Source organism: Hydrogenophaga sp. UC242_50, assembly GCF_042697355.1.
Classification (GTDB): Bacteria; Pseudomonadota; Gammaproteobacteria; order Burkholderiales; family Burkholderiaceae_C; genus Hydrogenophaga.
This window is the reverse complement of record NZ_CP170553.1, coordinates 4,771,443-4,787,004: the sequence shown is the minus strand read 5'-3', so window position 1 is coordinate 4,787,004 and position 15,562 is coordinate 4,771,443. Positions and strand designations below refer to the sequence as shown.

Below are 15,562 nucleotides of genomic sequence, written 5' to 3'. Positions count from 1 at the left end.
CATAGTCAGGCGCTGGTGTCGGCGCGCCCGAACAGGCGGTGCACCTGGGCGCGGATCCACTGGTGCGCCGGGTCCTGCGCGGTGCTGGCATGCCAGACCAGGCGCACCTCGTAGCTGGGCGCGGCCGCGCGCGGCAGTTCCCACACGCGCAGGTCGTGGCGCTGGCCGAGGTTGGCGGCGTACATCTGCGGCACGATGGTCAGCAGGTCGGTGTTGAGCGCCAGCTCGGGCAGGGCGCCGAAGTGCCGCGCGCGCAGCACGATGCGCTCAGAGAGCTTCATGCGCACCAGCATCTTTTCGACGCTGCCGTGGAAGGTGGCGGTGGGCGAGGCCACGACCAGCGAGGCCTCGGACAACTGGCGGGCGCTCAGCGTGCGCCCCGCCGGCCCCGAGGCGGGACGCCAGCTCGAGGAGGTCAGCGCCACGTAGTGCTCGCGAAACAACAGCTCGGCGCGCACGCCGCGGTGGCGCGGCTGCAGGATGCCGATGGCGAAGTCGATGTCGCGCGATTCGAGCGCGGCCGGCACGTCCTCCGCCGCCACCGACACATTGGTCACGTGCGCCTGCGGCGCCTGCTGGCGCAGGGCCGCCGCCAGCGGCGGCAGGAACATCATCTCGCCCAGGTCCGACAGCGAGAGGCGCCAGCGCATCTCGCTGCGCGCGGGGTCGAAGTCGTCGCGCACGCTCACCAGGGCTTCGAGCATCTGCAACTGCGCCTGCACCTCGGGTGCCACGCGCTCGCACAGGCGCGTGGGCTGCAGGCCGCCGGGCGAGCGCACGAACAGGTCGTCCTTGAAGTAGTCGCGCAGGCGCGCCAGGGCGTTGCTGGTGGCGGGCTGGGAGAGCGCGAGCGCCTTGCCGGCCGCCGTCACCGAACCGGTGCGGTGGATCGCGCCGAGCACGCGCAGCAGGTTGAGATCGAGTTGGCGGAAGTTCATGGCGAGCCTCTCAGGGTTGGCCCTGATTATCCATGCCGTGAATACACCACATCAGATCAATCCATTTGTCAGATGGGAATGGGGCGCCTACATTGCCGGGCATAACGACAGGAGACCCACGGTTGGAACGTTCATTCCACAGCGAAATCGAGGCCCTCAAGCTGGGCCACGGCGAGACCTTCCACGGCGAAGGCATTCTGGCAGTGACCAAGGCACTGCTGCAGTCCGGCGTCACCTACGTCGGCGGCTACCAGGGTTCACCCATCTCCCATCTGCTCGATGTGATGGTGCAGGCCAAGCCCTACATGGACGAACTCGGCGTGCACGTCGAGGCCTGCACGAACGAGAGTTCGGCGGCCGCGATGCTGGCCGCGTCCATCATGTACCCGGTGCGCGGTGCGGTCACCTGGAAATCGGTGGTCGGCACCAACGTCGCGTCCGACGCGCTGTCCAACCTGGCCTCGCCGGGGGTGATGGGCGGCGCGCTGATCGTGGTGGGCGAGGACTACGGCGAAGGCGCCAGCGTGATCCAGGAGCGCACGCACGCCTTCGCGATGAAGTCCGCGCTCTGGCTCATGGACCCGCGCCCCAACCTGCCGACCATCGTGCGCATGGTCGAGAAGGGCTTCGAACTCTCCGAGGCCTCGAACACGCCGGTGATGATGGAGCTGCGCATCCGCGCCTGCCACGTGCAGGGCAGCTTCGTGCGCCAGCGACAACATCGCGCCCGCCATCTCCAGCCGCCTGCTGCAACAGGAGGCGGCCTCGTTCAGCTACGACCGCCTCTCGCACCCGCCGTCCACCTTCCGCCATGAGAAGCACAAGTACGAAGTGCGCATGCCGGCGGCGCGCAAGTTCATCGAGGAAGCGGGCCTGAACGAGCACTTCGACGGGCGCCACGGCGAGGTGGGCCTGATCGTGCAGGGTGGGCTCTACAACACCACCATGCGCGCGCTGCAGCAGGCCGGCCTGGCCAATGGCACGGGCGAGAGCGACATTCCGATGCTGGTGCTCAACGTGGTGTACCCGCTGGTGCCCGAGCAGATCGCCGCCTTCTGCGCCGGCAAGCGCGCGGTGCTGGTGATCGAGGAGGGCCAGCCCGAGTTCATCGAGCAGGACATCGCCACGCAGCTGCGCCGCGCCGACCTGCAGACCCGCCTGCACGGCAAGGACCTGCTGCCCATGGGCGGCGAGTACACGGCCGAGATCCTGCTGAAAGGCCTCACGGCCTTCGTGGGCGAGCACCTGCCCACGCTGGACACCACCGCGGCGACCACCTTCAGCACCGAGCTGGCCGAGGTGCGCGAGCGCGCGCTGGCCGAACTCGGCGGCGGCGTGCCCGCGCGCCCACCCAATTTCTGCACCGGTTGCCCGGAGCGTCCGGTGTTCGCCGCGCTCAAGCTGGTCGAGCGCGAGGTGGGCAAGCTGCACATCTCCACCGACATCGGCTGCCATTCCTTCGCCACCTTCGAACCGTTCTCGTTCGGCAACTCCATCCTCGGCTACGGCATGAGCATGGCGTCCAGCGCGGCGGTGAAGAACTTCTCGGCCAAGCGGCCGATCGCCATCATGGGCGACGGCGGTTTCTGGCACAACGGCCTGCTCTCGGGCGTGAGCTCGACCCTGCTCAACCAGGGCGACGGCGTGCTGGTGATCATGAAGAACGGCTACACCTCGGCCACCGGCACGCAGGAGACCATGTCCACGCCGGCCTCCGAAGCCAAGCGCGTGGCCGAAGGCTCCAGCGCCACGGCCGACGAGATGACGATCGAGAACACGCTGCAGGGCATGGGCGTGAAGTGGGTCAAGACGGTGCACAACTACCGCGTCTCCAAGGTGCGCGATGTCTTGAAGGAGGCGGTGAATTCGCCGTTCAAGGGCCTCAAGGTGGTGATCGCCGAAGGCGAGTGCCAGCTCGAACGCCAGCGCCGCCTCAAGCCGATCCGCGCGCGCCGCCTCAAGGAAGGCCTGCGCAGCGTGCGCACGCGCTACGGTGTGGACGAGGACACCTGCACCGGCGACCACTCCTGCATCCGCCTCTCGGGCTGCCCCACGCTCACCGTCAAACCCACGAACGATCCGCTGCGGCGCGAACCCGTGGCGCACGTCACCAACGGCTGCGTGGGCTGCGGCCTGTGCGGCGAGGTGGCCGACGCCGCCGTGTTGTGCCCCTCGTTCCACAAGATCGAGATCGTCACGCACCCCAGCTGGTGGGACCGCCTCACCGACCGCTTCAACCGCTTCTTCATCGGCCTGCTGCAGCCGGCCTGAGCCATGACCCCACAAGACAACTCCTACGGCATCCTGATCGCCGCGCTCGGCGGCGAAGGCGGCGGTGTGCTGGCCGACTGGCTGGTGCAGTGCGCGCGCCGCCACGGCCTGCCGGTGCAGGCCACCTCGGTGCCCGGCGTGGCGCAGCGCACCGGCGCCACCAGCTACTACATCGAGCTGCTGCGCGAACCCGTGAGCGGGTCGGCCCATCCCGTGTTCGGCCTCACACCGGTGGCCGGCCGCGTGGACGTGCTGGTGGCCAGCGAGCTGCTGGAAGCCGCTCGCATGGTCGAGCGCGGCTTCGTGACCGGCCGCACCACGCTGATCGCGTCCACGCACCGCGTCTACACCACGGTGGAGAAGATGCACATGGCCGACGGCCGGCAGGACCCGCAGTGCCTGGCCGATGCCGCGCGTGCGCTGGCGCGCCATGCGGTGCTGTTCGACATGGAAGCCGTGACAGTGAAGACCGGCACCGTGGTCTCCGCCGTGATGTTCGGCGCGCTCGCCGGCGCCGGTGTGCTGCCCTGGCCGCGCAGCGTGTGCGAGGACGTGATCCGCGAATCCGGCAAGGGCGTGCAGGCCAGCCTGGCCGGTTTTGCCGCTGCGTTCGACGAGGCCGCGCAACCTTCGATTCCCGCCGCCGAAGTGTCGAAAGACGCGCTGCAGGTGCTGGCCGATGCCCAGCTGCCGTCCGTGTTGCAGGGCGAGTGGATGGTGCGCCTGCAGACCTGGCCGCCCGCCGTGCAGTTGCTCGCCGCGCACGGCGCGCTGCGCTGCCGCGACTACCAGAACGACCGCTACGCCCAGACCTTCTTCGACCATGTGCAAGGCCTGGTGGACGCGACGCCACCTGCCGCCAGCGAAGCCCTGGAAGAGGCGGTGCGCCACCTCGCGCTGTGGATGTGCTTCGAGGACGTGATCCGCGTCGCCGACCTCAAGACGCGGCGCAGCCGCTACGCGCGCGTGGCGAGCGAAGCCCAGGCCAAGCCGGGCGACATCGTGCGCGTCACCGAGCACTTCAAGCCGGGTGTGGACGAAGTGGCGGCGGTGCTGCCGCGTGCGCTGGGGCAGTGGCTGGTGGCGCTGGCCACGAAGCGCGGCTGGATGGGCAAGGCCCATGTGGGCCTGCACATCCGCTCCACCAGCCTCTGGGGCTATCTCATGCTGCGCAGCCTGGCCTGGCTGCGCCCGCTGCGGCCGCGTTCGCTGCGCTACGCGCAGGAGCACGAAACGCTGGGCGTGTGGCTCGCCGCCATGCGCCAGGTGCTGCGGCAGTCGCCCGCGCTGGCGCTGGTGCTCGCGGGCCTGCCGCAGGTGCTCAAGGGCTATGGCGACACGCAGGTGCGCGGCCGCGAGAACTACGCGCGCCTGTGGGCCATGCACGTGGCGCCGGTGCTCGGTGGCACCGCCGACGCCGAGCAGGTCGCCCCCCGTTTGCGCGAGGCCCTGCGGACCACGCTCGCCGATCCCGAAGGCAAGCTCAACCAGGCGCACCGCGCCGCGCCCGGCCCCAAGGCGCAGCCCGTGTTCTGGGCCGCGAAGGCCCCACCCCGGGAAACCACGGTCACCCCTCACGCATGAATGCCTGCACCATGCGACCTTTCTTGAAAAACCTCAACAACCAGGAGACAAAGATGAAGAACCCGATCCAGACTTCCTTGCGCGCTGTTGCCATGGCAACCCTTCTGCTGGGCGCGGCCATCGCGCAGGCGCAGGACAAGGCGGTCGAGCTGAAGTTCGCGCACTGGCTGCCGGCCTCGCACCCGCTGGCCAAGCTCGGTTTCGAGCCCTGGGCCAAGTCGGTGGAAGCGGCGTCCAAGGGCTCGATCAAGGTCGCCCTGTTCCCGGCGCAGCAGCTCGGCAAGGCCGCCGACCACTACGACATGGCGCGCGACGGCATCGCCGAGATGACCTGGGTGAATCCGGGTTACCAGGCCGGCCGCTTCCCCATGATCGCCGCCGGTGAACTGCCCTTCCTGATCGGCAAGCCCGGCCCCGGCTCGGCCGCGCTGGACCAGTGGTACCGCTCCTACGCCGCCACCGAAATGAAGGACGTGAAGTTCTGCTTCGCGCACGTGCACATCGGCACCTTCCACGCCAAGAAGCCGATCACCGAACCCGGCCAGTTGAAGGGCATGAAGATCCGCTCGGCCAACGGCACCGTGGCCCAGACCATGACGCTGCTGGGCGCGACCAACGTGCAGGTCTCGGCCCCCGAGTCGCGCGACGCGCTCGACAAGGGCGTGGCCGATGCCATCACCTTCCCCTGGAACTCCATCGTGTCCTTCGGCATCGACAAGGCCGTCAAGTTCCACAGCGACATGCGCTTCTACGCCTCCGACTTCGTGTGGGTGCTCAACAAGCCCTGGTACGACAAGCTGGCGGCCGGCCAGAAGAAGGTCATCGACGACCACTGCAACAACGAATGGGCCGGCAAGGTCGGCGGCGCCTGGGGCGATGAGGAAGACTCGGGCCAGGCCAAGCTGGAGAAGACGCCGGGCCACACCATCGTGAAGATCTCGCCCGCGCAGCTCGACGTGTGGAAGAAGGCGGTGGATCCCGTGTACGCCCAGTGGGTGAAGGCCGCCGACGCCGCCGGCAACAAGGGCCAGGCCGCGCTGGATGACCTGCGCAAGGAACTGGCGGACCGCAAAGCCGGCAGCTGATGAAGCGCCTGTTCTCGGCCATCGAGACGGTGGCCGCGCTGTTCCTGTTGCTGATCGCGTTGCTGACGGCCGGCAACGTGCTGCTGCGCTATGCGTTCAGCATGCAGATTCCCGACTGGTTCGACGGCACGCAGATGCTGCAGGGCATCGCGATGTTCTGGGGCATCGCCCTGCGCACTTACTACGGCACCCACATCGGCGTGGACATCGTGTGGGAGCACCTGGGCCCCAAGGGCCAGCGCCGCATGGACCTGCTGCGCCACCGCCCTGAGCGCCGCCTTCCTCGTGCCCCTGGCGTGGATGGTGTGGGTCAAGGTGGGCGGCACCGGCAGCCAGGGCACCATGGACCTGCGCCTGCCGCTTCAGTGGTTCTACAGCGTGGCGGCCGTGGGCGCCAGCGTGGCGGGGGTGCTGGCGCTGGTGCGCCTGGTGCACCTGTGGCAGGGCCGCGCGGCCAGCCCCGAGCCGGTGGACGACGACGTGCCAGGAGCGGCCCATGGATCGTGATCTGGTGGCCCTGCTGGGCTTCGTGGGCATGTTCGCCCTCATGGCCGTGCGCGTGCCGATCGGCGTCGCCATGGGCATCGCCGGCGTGGGCGGTTTCGCGCTGCTCTCGGGCACCACGCCCGCGCTGAACCTGTTGGCCAACGTGCCGCTGTCGGTGCTCACCGACTACAACCTCATCGTGATCCCGATGTTCATCCTGATGGGGGCTTTCGCCTCGCATTCGGGCATGAGCACCGAGCTGTTCAAGGCGGGGCGGGCTTGGCTCGGCCATCGGCGCGGCGGCCTGGCGCTGGCATCCATCGCGGCCTGCGGCGGCTTCTCGGCCATCAACGGGTCGTCGGTCGCCACCGCGGCCACCATGACGCAGGTGGCCCTGCCCGAGATGCGCCGCGCGGGTTACCACCCGGGCTTCTCGGCCGGGCTGATCGCGGCCGGTGGCACGCTGGGCATCATGATCCCGCCCTCGGTGATCATGGTGCTCTACGGCATCATGACCGAGACCGACATCACCAAGCTGTTCGCCGCCGGCATCATCCCCGGCTTCATGGCGATCGGTTTCTACAGCGTGGTGGTGGCGATCGTGGCGCGCCTGAGGCCCGACACCATGCCCCGCGGCGAGCGCCTGGGCTGGGGCGAGCGCTTCGCCTCGCTGCGCCCGCTCTGGGCGGTGGTGGTGCTGTTTGTGTTCGTGCTGGGCGGCATCTACGGTGGCATCTTCACCGTGCAGGAAGCGGCCGGCGTGGGCGCGATCGGCACGCTGGCCATCGGCATGCTGCGCGGGCGCCTGGGCTGGAAACAGATCAAGGCCGCCCTCATCGGTGCGCTGCGCGTGTCCTCGGCCATCATGATGATCGTGGTCGGCGCCTACCTGTTCGGCTACTTCCTCACCATCACCCAGTTCACGCAGAACGCGGTGGAGTTCCTGGTGCACCTGCCGGTGGGGCCGTATGGCGTGCTCGCGCTCATCATGGTGGGCTACCTGATCCTCGGCGCGGTGATGGACGAGCTCGCGATGATCCTGCTGACCGTGCCCATCGTGTTCCCCGCGATGATGCAGCTGGGTTTCGACCCGGTGTGGTTCGGCGTGATCGTGGTGATGGCGGTGACCTTCGGCATGATCTGCCCGCCCGTGGGCATGAACGTGTTCGTGATCAACTCCATCGCGCGCGACGTGCCGCTGGGCGCGATCTACAAGGGCACCATGCCCTTCATCGCGGTGGACGTGGTGCGCCTGCTGATCCTGTGCGCGTTCCCGGCCCTGTCGCTGTGGCTGCCAGGGTTCATTGAATAGCGGCATGGCGCCCGCGTGGCGCTATGCTGCCGTTCATGAACACCCCTTTCCTCGAAACCCTTGAAGCGGTGAGCGGCGGCGACGCCGCCGCCCAGCCCGCCGCCTCCATCATCGTGCTGCACGGCCTGGGCGCCGACGGCAACGACTTCGTGCCGATCGCGCGCGAGCTCGACCTGCGCGCGCTCGGCCCGGTGCGCTTTGTGTTCCCCAGCGCCCCGGTGCTGCCGGTCACGCTCAACGGCGGCTACCGCATGCGCGCCTGGTACGACATCCACCCGCCCAGTGCGAACCCGGCCGTGCCGCGCCTCGAAGACGAGGCCGGCCTGCGCGCCGCGCAAGGCCTGGTGCAGGGCCTGATCGACCGCGAGGTCACGCGTGGCGTGCCGGCCCACCGCATCGTGCTCATGGGCTTTTCGCAGGGCTGCGCGATGACGCTCATGACCGGCCTGCGCGCGCCGCAGCGCCTGGCCGGGCTGGCGGGGCTCTCAGGCTACCTGCCGATCGCCGAAACCACCGCCGCCGAGCGCGGTGAGGCCAACCGCGACACACCCATCTTCCTCGCGCACGGCGAAGACGACCCCATGGTCACCATCGACCGCGCCATCGCTTCGCGCGACGAGCTGCAGCGCCTGGGGTATGCGGTGGAATGGCACAGCTACCCGATGGAACACACCGTGAGCACGCAGGAGGTGGACGACCTCAACGTGTGGTTGTTGAAGGTCCTGGCCGACGCATGAGCGTGCCGGCCAGGCGCGCCATGTCGCGCCCGTAGAGGATCAGCGCCAGCGCCAGGCCGATCACCGGCATCGCGACGAACACCCAGCCGGTGAGCCGCTCGCCGCCCAGCCACACGCCCACGCACAGCGCCACCACGGGGTTCACGAAGGAGTAGCTGCCCGCCAGCGCCGCCGTGGTGTTCTTCAGCAGCCAGAGGTAGGCGTTGAGCGTGACCATGGTGCCCATGACCACCAGGTACAACCAGGCCAGCACCGAGGCCAGCGACACCTGTTGCCAGGCCACGGTGCGCGCGCCCGGCTCCCACAGCGCGGCCACCACCAGCCCGAGCAGGCCACCCAGCAGCCACTGCGCGGCCGAGGCCATGGCCGGTGGTGGCAGGGCCATGCGGCGCGAGGCGTAGGAACCGAGGCTCCAGGCCAAGGGCGCGCCGAAGGCGCACAGCGAGCCCATCAACGTGGTCGAAAAATCGCCCTCCAGCGCCAGCAGCAGCGCGCCGCCCGCGCCCAGCGCGAGGCCGATCCAGCTGGTCAGCGGCACGCGCTCGCCGCCCCAGCGCGTCCACAGCGCGAGCCACATCGGCATGGTGGTCACCACCGTGGCCATCAGGCCCGAGCCGATGCCGGCCTTCTGCGCCAGCACCACCAGCGCCATGGCGGCGAAAGCCATCAGGCCGCCGATGAGGGCGCTCGCGCGCCACTGCGCCGCCGTCGGCCAGGCCTGGCCCTGCCAGCGCGCGATGCCGAGCATCAACACACCCGCGAGCACGAAGCGCGCGCCGTTCATGAGCACGGGCGGCAGGGACTGCATGGCCACGTCGAGCGCGAAGTAGGTCGTGCCCCAGACCAGGTAGACGATCAGCAGGGCGCCACCCAGGCGCAGGGTCTGGCGGTCCAGGCGATTCAGGTTGAAAATGGCAGGCATCGCGAGTTAATTGGCGGAAATTATTCGGCAGATCGCTTAATGACTGCATTTTGATCACAATATCGGTCGTATGCAAGCAAATATCAATATCGACGACACGGACGCCAGAATTCTTACGGTTCTGAGCGCTGACAGCCGGCGTTCCTACGCCGAGGTGGCGGCCGAGGTGGGCCTGTCCACGGCCGCCGTGCACGAGCGCGTGAAGAAGATGGCCGAGCGCGGTGTGATCGAACGCTTCGCCTTGCGCGTGGACCCGGACCGCGTGGGCCTGCGCTTCACCGCCTTCGTGGCGATCCGCAACGACGGCGGCGCGCACTGCCGCGACGTGGCGCCGCGCCTGCGCGAGCTGCCCGAGGTGCTGGAGCTGCACAGCGTGGCCGGCGAACACGACTTCCTGGCCAAGATCCGCACCACCCACGCGCGCGCGCTGGAAGAGGTGCTCTACAAGATCAAGGCCATTCCCGGCGTGGCGCGCACCACCAGCACCGTGGTGCTCAACACCGAGTTCGAAGACCGCCCGCTGCAGCTGCCCGCCGACCGCGAGGCCTGAGGCGGCTCAGGGTGTCTCGCGCAGCCAGTAGCCGGGCCGCGCGTAGACCTTCTTGAGGTGGTCGATGAAGAAGCGCACCTTGGCCGGCAGGTGCCGCTGCTGTGGGTAGACGGCCAGGATGTCGTAGGCGGGCAGGGCGAATTCGTCGAGCACCGTGACCAGCTCGCCGCGCTGCAGCTGCGCCTGGATCTCCCAGGTGGAGCGCCAGCCCAGGCCCATGCCCTCGCTGACCCAGCGGTGCAGCAGCTCGCCGTCGTTGCAGTCCAGGTTGCCTTCCACGCGCACCGTCACCGTGCGATCGCCCTGCTGGAAGTACCAGCCGCGCTGCTGGCCGCCCTGCAGGTTGAAGGCCAGGCAGTTGTGTTCCTTCAGGTCGTCCAGCGTGCGCGGCTTGCCGTGCTTGCGGAAGTAGGCTGGCGTGCCGCAGACCACGCGCTGGTTGGTGGCCAGGTGCACGGCGACGAAGTTGGGGTCGATCGCGCCGCCGATGCGCAGGCCCAGGTCGTAGCCCTCGCGCACCAGGTCCACCACGCGGTCGGTGAGGTTGAACGAGAGCTTGACCTCGGGGTTGGCCTTGAGGAAGGCGCTGGCGTGCGGCGCCACGTGCAGGCGCCCGAAGGCCGCCGGGGCCGACACCACCAGGTGGCCGCTGGCGCGGTGCTTCTGCGCCGACACCGTGGCCTCGGCGGCCGACCACTGCGCCAGCAGCGTGCGGCACTCGTCCAGAAAACCCGCGCCCTGCTCGGTGAGCGCCAGGCGCCGGGTGGAGCGGTGGATCAGCTGCGTGCCCAGGCGGCGCTCCAGCGCGTCGATGCGCCGGCCCATCATCACCGGCGTGATGCCCGCGTGCAGCGCGGCGGCGGCCAGGCTGCCGTGCTCCATCGCCATCACGAAGGCCTCGATTTCCTTGAAGCGGTCCATGGCGGCATGTTAACGCCGTTGGCGGCTCATTGCATACCTGGAGTATCGAATCAGCGTACCGCCGCTGCCATTCCCAAGAGGAAGGGTTCTCCCTAGCATCGAACCCAGTCCCTCAACCCAGGTAAGGAATCGCATCATGGCCCGAATGACCGCGGCGCAAGCCGCCATCTGTGTGCTGGAGAAGGAAGGCATCTCGCAGGCCTTCGGTGTGCCCGGCGCCGCCATCAACCCGTTCTACGCCGCCATGCGCCAGCGCGGCAGCATCAGCCACATCCTGGCGCGGCACGTGGAAGCCGCCTCGCACATGGCCGAGGGCTACACCCGGGCGCGCGCCGGCAACATCGGTCTGTGCATCGGCACCAGCGGCCCGGCCGGCACCGACATGATCACCGGCCTGTACTCGGCGCAGGCCGACAGCATCCCCATCCTCTGCGTCACCGGCCAGGCGCCGCGCGCCCGGCTGTACAAGGAAGACTTCCAGGCGGTGGACATCGAGAGCATCGCCAAGCCGGTCACCAAGTGGGCCGTGACGGTGCGCGAGCCCGCGCTGGTGCCGCGCGTGTTCCAGCAGGCCTTCCACCTCATGCGCTCGGGCCGCCCGGGGCCGGTGCTGATCGACCTGCCGTTCGACGTGCAGATGGCCGAGATCGAATTCGACCCCGACACCTACGAGCCCCTGCCGGTCTACAAGCCCGCCGCGAACCGCCGGCAGATCGAGAAGGCGCTGGACATGCTGGCGGCGTCCACCAAGCCGCTCATCGTGGCCGGCGGCGGCATCATCAACGCCGACGCGGCCGACCTGCTGGTGGAGTTCGCCGAGCTCACCGGCGTGCCGGTGATCCCCACCCTCATGGGCTGGGGCACGATCCCCGACGACCACCCGCTCATGGCCGGCATGGTGGGCCTGCAGACCAGCCACCGCTACGGCAACGCCACCATGCTCGCGAGCGACTTCGTGCTCGGCATCGGCAACCGCTGGGCCAACCGCCACACCGGTTCGGTGGAGACCTACACCAAGGGCCGGAAGTTCGTGCATGTGGACATCGAGCCCACGCAGATCGGCCGCGTGTTCGATCCCGACTACGGCATCGTGTCCGACGCCAAGGCCGCGCTGCAGCTGTTCGTGGACGTGGCGCGCGAGCGCAAGGCCGCCGGCCGCTGGCCGAGTTACGCCAACTGGGCCGGCCGCTGCGCCGAGCGCAAGCGCCTCATGCTGCGCCAGACGCACTTCGAGCAGATCCCGATGAAGCCGCACCGCGTCTACGAAGAGATGAACCAGGTGTTCGGCCGCGACACGGTGTACGTGAGCACCATCGGCCTGTCGCAGATCGCGGGCGCGCAGTTCCTGCACGTCTACGGCCCGCGCCAGTGGATCAACTGCGGCCAGGCCGGCCCGCTGGGCTGGACCATGCCGGCCGCGCTGGGCGTGGTGGCGTCCGACCCGACGAAGAACGTGGTCGCGCTCTCGGGCGACTACGACTTCCAGTTCCTGATCGAGGAACTCGCGGTGGGCGCGCAGTTCCGCCTGCCGTACGTGCACGTGCTGGTGAACAACTCCTACCTCGGCCTGATCCGCCAGAGCCAGCGCGGCTTCGACATGGACTACTGCGTGCAGCTGGCCTTCGACAACCAGAACCTGGACGAGGGCGCGGGCGAGTTGCGCGGCTACGGGGTGGACCACGTCGCCGTGGTCGAGGGCCTGGGCTGCAAGGCCCTGCGCGTGACCGACCCCGAGAAGCTGCAGGGCGCCTTGCGCGAAGCGCAGCAACTCGCCGCGTTGCACCGCGTGCCGGTGGTGGTGGAATGCATACTGGAGCGCGTCACCAACATCGCCATGGGCACCGAGATCGACAAGATCAACGAATTCGAGGCCATCGACTGCCGCGCCCCGCAGGGCCTGGAGACGGTGGGCCTGCTGGACTGAACCCGAGAACAGAGACAAGGACACCTTCCCATGCCGACCTTCGCCGCCAACCTCTCCATGCTCTGGAACGAGCTGCCCTTTCTTGACCGCTTCGCCGCCGCCGCGCGCGCGGGCTTCAAGTCGGTGGAGTTCCTGTTCCCCTACGACTTCCAGCCCGACGAGATCAGGCAGCGCCTGACCGAGCACCAGCTGCAACTGGTGCTGCACAACATGCCGGCGGGCGACTGGGCCGCCGGCGAACGCGGCAAGGCCTGCTGGCCCGGTCACGAAGACGAGTTCCGCGCCAACGTGGCGCGCGCCCTGCAGTACGCCACCGCACTGGGCGCGCCGAACCTGCACTGCATGGCCGGCATTCCGCCCAAGGGCACGGGCACCGCGCAGGCGCAGGCCACGCTGGTGGGCAACCTGCGCTTCGCGGCCGAGGCCGCGAAGCAGCAAGGGGTGCGCCTGCTGCTCGAACCCATCAACCATTTCGACATCCCCGGCTTCTTCGTGAACCGCCCGCGCCAGGCGATCGCCCTGATGGACGAGGTCGGCTCGGACAACCTCTTCCTGCAGTACGACATCTACCACGCGCAGCGCATGGAGGGCGAGCTCACCAGCACCATCAAGGACCTGCTGCCGCGCATCGCCCACATGCAGTTGGCCGACACGCCCGGCCGCCACGAGCCGGGCACCGGCGAAATCAACTACCGCTACCTGTTCGACGCCATCGACGACCTGGGCTACACCGGCCAGATCGGTTGTGAATACAAGCCACGCGACCCCGGCCCCGGCGGCACGGACAGAGGCCTCTCGTGGGTGGCCGCGCACGGCCAGACGCTCGAACTGCAAGGAGAACCGGCATGACCAAGGACGGACTCAAGGTCGGCTTCGTCGGCCTGGGCATCATGGGCGCGCCCATGGCCCTCAACCTGCTCAAGGCCGGGCATGCGCTGTTCGTGACCAGCCGCGGCAAGATCCCGGCGGCCTTCGCGGAAGCCGGCGCCACCGTGTGCACCAACGCCACCGAGGTGGCGCGGCGCGCCGACATCGTGATCACCATGGTGCCCGACACACCGCACGTGGACGACGTGCTGTTCGGCGAGACCGGCGTGCGCCAAGGGCCTGAAAGACAGCGCGACCGGCCCGGACGGCCGGGTGGGCAAGCTGGTGATCGACATGAGCTCCATCAGCCCCATGGCGACCAAGGCCTTCGCGCAGAAGATCAACGCGCTGGGTTGCGATTACCTGGACGCCCCGGTCAGCGGCGGCGAGGTGGGCGCCAAGGCCGCGAGCCTGACCATCATGGTGGGTGGCCCGCAGGCCGCGTTCGACCGCGCCCAGCCGCTGTTCGCCGCCATGGGCAGGAACATCACCCTGGTGGGCGGCAACGGCGACGGTCAGACCACCAAGGTGGCGCAACCAGATCATCGTGGCGCTCAACATCGAGGCCGTGGCCGAGGCCCTGCTGTTCGCGAGCAAGGCCGGCGCCGACCCGGCCAAGGTGCGCCAGGCGCTCATGGGCGGCTTCGCGGCCAGCCGCATCCTGGAGGTGCATGGCGAGCGCATGGTCAAGCGCACCTTCAACCCGGGTTTTCGCATCGAGCTGCACCAGAAGGACCTGAACCTCGCGCTGCAGGGCGCGAAGGAACTGGGCCTGAGCCTGCCGCACACCGCGAGCGCGGCCCAGCTCATGCAAAGCTGCGCCGCCCACGGCATGGCCGGGCTGGACCACTCGGCCCTGTGCCGCAGCCTGGAGCTGATGGCGAAGCACGAGATCGCCCCCGAACCGGCGGCCTGAGCTCAGGCGTCCGGGGCGGCGCCGGGGTCGATCAATTCGACCGAGCGCAGCACATGGCGCCACTCGGGGTGGTCGGGGGAGGCCGCCCAGTGGCGCATCGCGTCGAGGAACAGCGCGATGAAGCTGCGCGCCGCGGGCGAGGGCGTTTCCTGCGCGCGGCGCACCACGCCCACCAGGTGGGAGCGGAAGCGTTCGCGCAGGGGCAGGGCCACCAAGCGGTCGCGCAGGCTGGCGGTTTCCACCAGCGGCCAGGGGCAGAAACTGAGCATGTCGGTCTGCTGCACCAGCGTGAGCATGAGCGAGGCCGAATGCGCGAGGTGGATGCGCTGGCGTGGCGGCTCGATACCGTGCTGCCCGAACAGGTTGTCCAGGATCATCGCGCGCTCGATCGGCGCGAAGTTGAGGATCCAGTCGTCGTCGAGCAGCTCGGCCAGCGAGCGCGCGGCGCTGCGCGGGTGGCCCAGGCGCGCCACCACCGTCATGTCGTAGCTGAACAGGGGCATGGCCTGTAGGCCCTGCATCGCGTCGTCGGGGGCGATGCGCCCGATCATGAGGTCCAAGCTGCCTTCGCGCAGCTTGGGGTAGGCCAGGGCGGACAGGCCGTCGAAGAACTCGAGCTGCACGTGCGGCAGGGCCGCCCGGAAGGCCGGCACCACGCGCGCGAGCAGCGTCTGCGCGACCCAGGGCGTGACACCCACCGACAGCCGCTGCGTGGCGCCCGAGTCGCGGTGGCGCGCCAGCGCCTCCTCGGCCTCGCGCAGCTGGGCCGTCACGCGCTGGGCGTGGACCAGCAGATCCTGGCCCGCCGGCGTGAGGGCGATGCCGTGGCCGTGCCGCGTGAGCAGCGCGATCTCGGCGTGCGTCTCCAGCTCGCGCAGCCCCTGCGTCACCGTGGCCTGGCTCAGCCCCAGCGAGCGCGCCGCCGCGCGGATGCTGCCTTCGGCGGCCACCGTCGCGAGGTAGCGGAGCTGGTGCACTTTCATATGACGGCATTATGTCCACGACAGGCAGCGGCGAGCGTCGAGCAGTTTGACCTGTCTACCCCGCGC

At 69.2% G+C, this 15,562-nt stretch carries 12 protein-coding genes and 3 pseudogenes; 11 read left to right on the top strand and 4 right to left on the bottom strand.

Going from position 1 to position 15,562, the window contains the following annotated elements:
* Positions 1 to 5: 5 nt before the first annotated feature.
* Positions 6 to 938: a LysR family transcriptional regulator gene (locus tag ACFJGX_RS24405; protein WP_382323517.1), complete on the bottom strand. Its 933-nt coding sequence runs from the start codon at positions 936 to 938 to the stop codon at positions 6 to 8.
* Positions 939 to 1,060: 122 nt separating this feature from the next.
* Here ACFJGX_RS24405 and ACFJGX_RS24400 point away from each other — a divergent pair.
* The 7 genes and pseudogenes from ACFJGX_RS24400 to ACFJGX_RS24370 all read left to right on the top strand — a co-directional run bounded on the left by ACFJGX_RS24400 (position 1,061) and on the right by ACFJGX_RS24370 (position 8,413).
* Positions 1,061 to 3,209, top strand: a pseudogene (locus ACFJGX_RS24400) (thiamine pyrophosphate-dependent enzyme).
* Between the two features lie 3 nt (positions 3,210 to 3,212).
* Positions 3,213 to 4,793, top strand: coding sequence for an indolepyruvate oxidoreductase subunit beta family protein (locus ACFJGX_RS24395; RefSeq protein WP_382323518.1), 1,581 nt, complete (start codon positions 3,213 to 3,215; stop codon positions 4,791 to 4,793).
* A gap of 53 nt (positions 4,794 to 4,846) precedes the next feature.
* On the top strand, positions 4,847 to 5,878 hold the full coding sequence (locus ACFJGX_RS24390) for a TRAP transporter substrate-binding protein (protein ID WP_382327233.1): 1,032 nt from the start codon (positions 4,847 to 4,849) through the stop codon (positions 5,876 to 5,878).
* Positions 5,878 to 6,075 (top strand): annotated as a pseudogene (locus ACFJGX_RS24385) (TRAP transporter small permease); the annotation flags it as partial. The gene ACFJGX_RS24390 and the pseudogene ACFJGX_RS24385, both read left to right, overlap by 1 nt.
* Positions 6,076 to 6,163: 88 nt before the next feature.
* Positions 6,164 to 6,385 (top strand): hypothetical protein, encoded by a 222-nt coding sequence (locus tag ACFJGX_RS24380; RefSeq protein WP_382323520.1) that lies wholly within the window; start codon positions 6,164 to 6,166, stop codon positions 6,383 to 6,385.
* The gene (locus tag ACFJGX_RS24375; protein WP_382323521.1) at positions 6,375 to 7,676 is read left to right on the top strand and encodes a TRAP transporter large permease; all 1,302 of its coding nucleotides are present in this window, start codon (positions 6,375 to 6,377) and stop codon (positions 7,674 to 7,676) included. Before ACFJGX_RS24380 ends, ACFJGX_RS24375 begins: the two co-directional genes overlap by 11 nt.
* Positions 7,677 to 7,711: 35 nt before the next feature.
* Complete coding sequence (locus ACFJGX_RS24370; RefSeq protein ID WP_382323522.1) at positions 7,712 to 8,413, top strand: alpha/beta hydrolase; 702 nt, start codon at positions 7,712 to 7,714, stop codon at positions 8,411 to 8,413.
* Here the strand turns inward: ACFJGX_RS24370 and ACFJGX_RS24365 are convergent.
* Positions 8,376 to 9,335, bottom strand: a complete 960-nt coding sequence (locus ACFJGX_RS24365) for an EamA family transporter (protein ID WP_382323523.1) — start codon at positions 9,333 to 9,335, stop codon at positions 8,376 to 8,378. The two genes, ACFJGX_RS24370 and ACFJGX_RS24365, sit on opposite strands and share 38 nt — an antisense overlap.
* Positions 9,336 to 9,405: 70 nt before the next feature.
* Here ACFJGX_RS24365 and ACFJGX_RS24360 point away from each other — a divergent pair, with 70 nt between their 5' ends.
* Positions 9,406 to 9,885: an Lrp/AsnC family transcriptional regulator gene (locus ACFJGX_RS24360; protein WP_382160664.1), complete on the top strand. Its 480-nt coding sequence runs from the start codon at positions 9,406 to 9,408 to the stop codon at positions 9,883 to 9,885.
* Positions 9,886 to 9,891: 6 nt separating this feature from the next.
* Here the strand turns inward: ACFJGX_RS24360 and ACFJGX_RS24355 are convergent, their stop codons facing one another.
* Complete coding sequence (locus ACFJGX_RS24355) at positions 9,892 to 10,806, bottom strand: LysR family transcriptional regulator (protein ID WP_382160660.1); 915 nt, start codon at positions 10,804 to 10,806, stop codon at positions 9,892 to 9,894.
* A 136-nt stretch (positions 10,807 to 10,942) separates the two neighbouring features.
* Here ACFJGX_RS24355 and gcl point away from each other — a divergent pair, with 136 nt between their 5' ends.
* From gcl to ACFJGX_RS24340, 3 genes and pseudogenes are all read left to right on the top strand, one after another.
* A complete protein-coding gene (gcl, locus tag ACFJGX_RS24350) occupies positions 10,943 to 12,730 on the top strand; it encodes a glyoxylate carboligase (protein WP_382323524.1) in 1,788 nt (595 codons plus the stop codon).
* 30 nt (positions 12,731 to 12,760) lie between these two features.
* Positions 12,761 to 13,579, top strand: a complete 819-nt coding sequence (hyi, locus tag ACFJGX_RS24345; RefSeq protein WP_382323525.1) for a hydroxypyruvate isomerase — start codon at positions 12,761 to 12,763, stop codon at positions 13,577 to 13,579.
* A pseudogene (locus ACFJGX_RS24340) lies at positions 13,576 to 14,513 on the top strand (2-hydroxy-3-oxopropionate reductase). Before hyi ends, ACFJGX_RS24340 begins: the two are co-directional and overlap by 4 nt.
* A 2-nt stretch (positions 14,514 to 14,515) precedes the next feature.
* Here ACFJGX_RS24340 and ACFJGX_RS24335 read toward each other — a convergent pair.
* Positions 14,516 to 15,496, bottom strand: a complete 981-nt coding sequence (locus ACFJGX_RS24335; RefSeq protein ID WP_382327231.1) for a LysR family transcriptional regulator — start codon at positions 15,494 to 15,496, stop codon at positions 14,516 to 14,518.
* Positions 15,497 to 15,562: the final 66 nt, after the last annotated feature.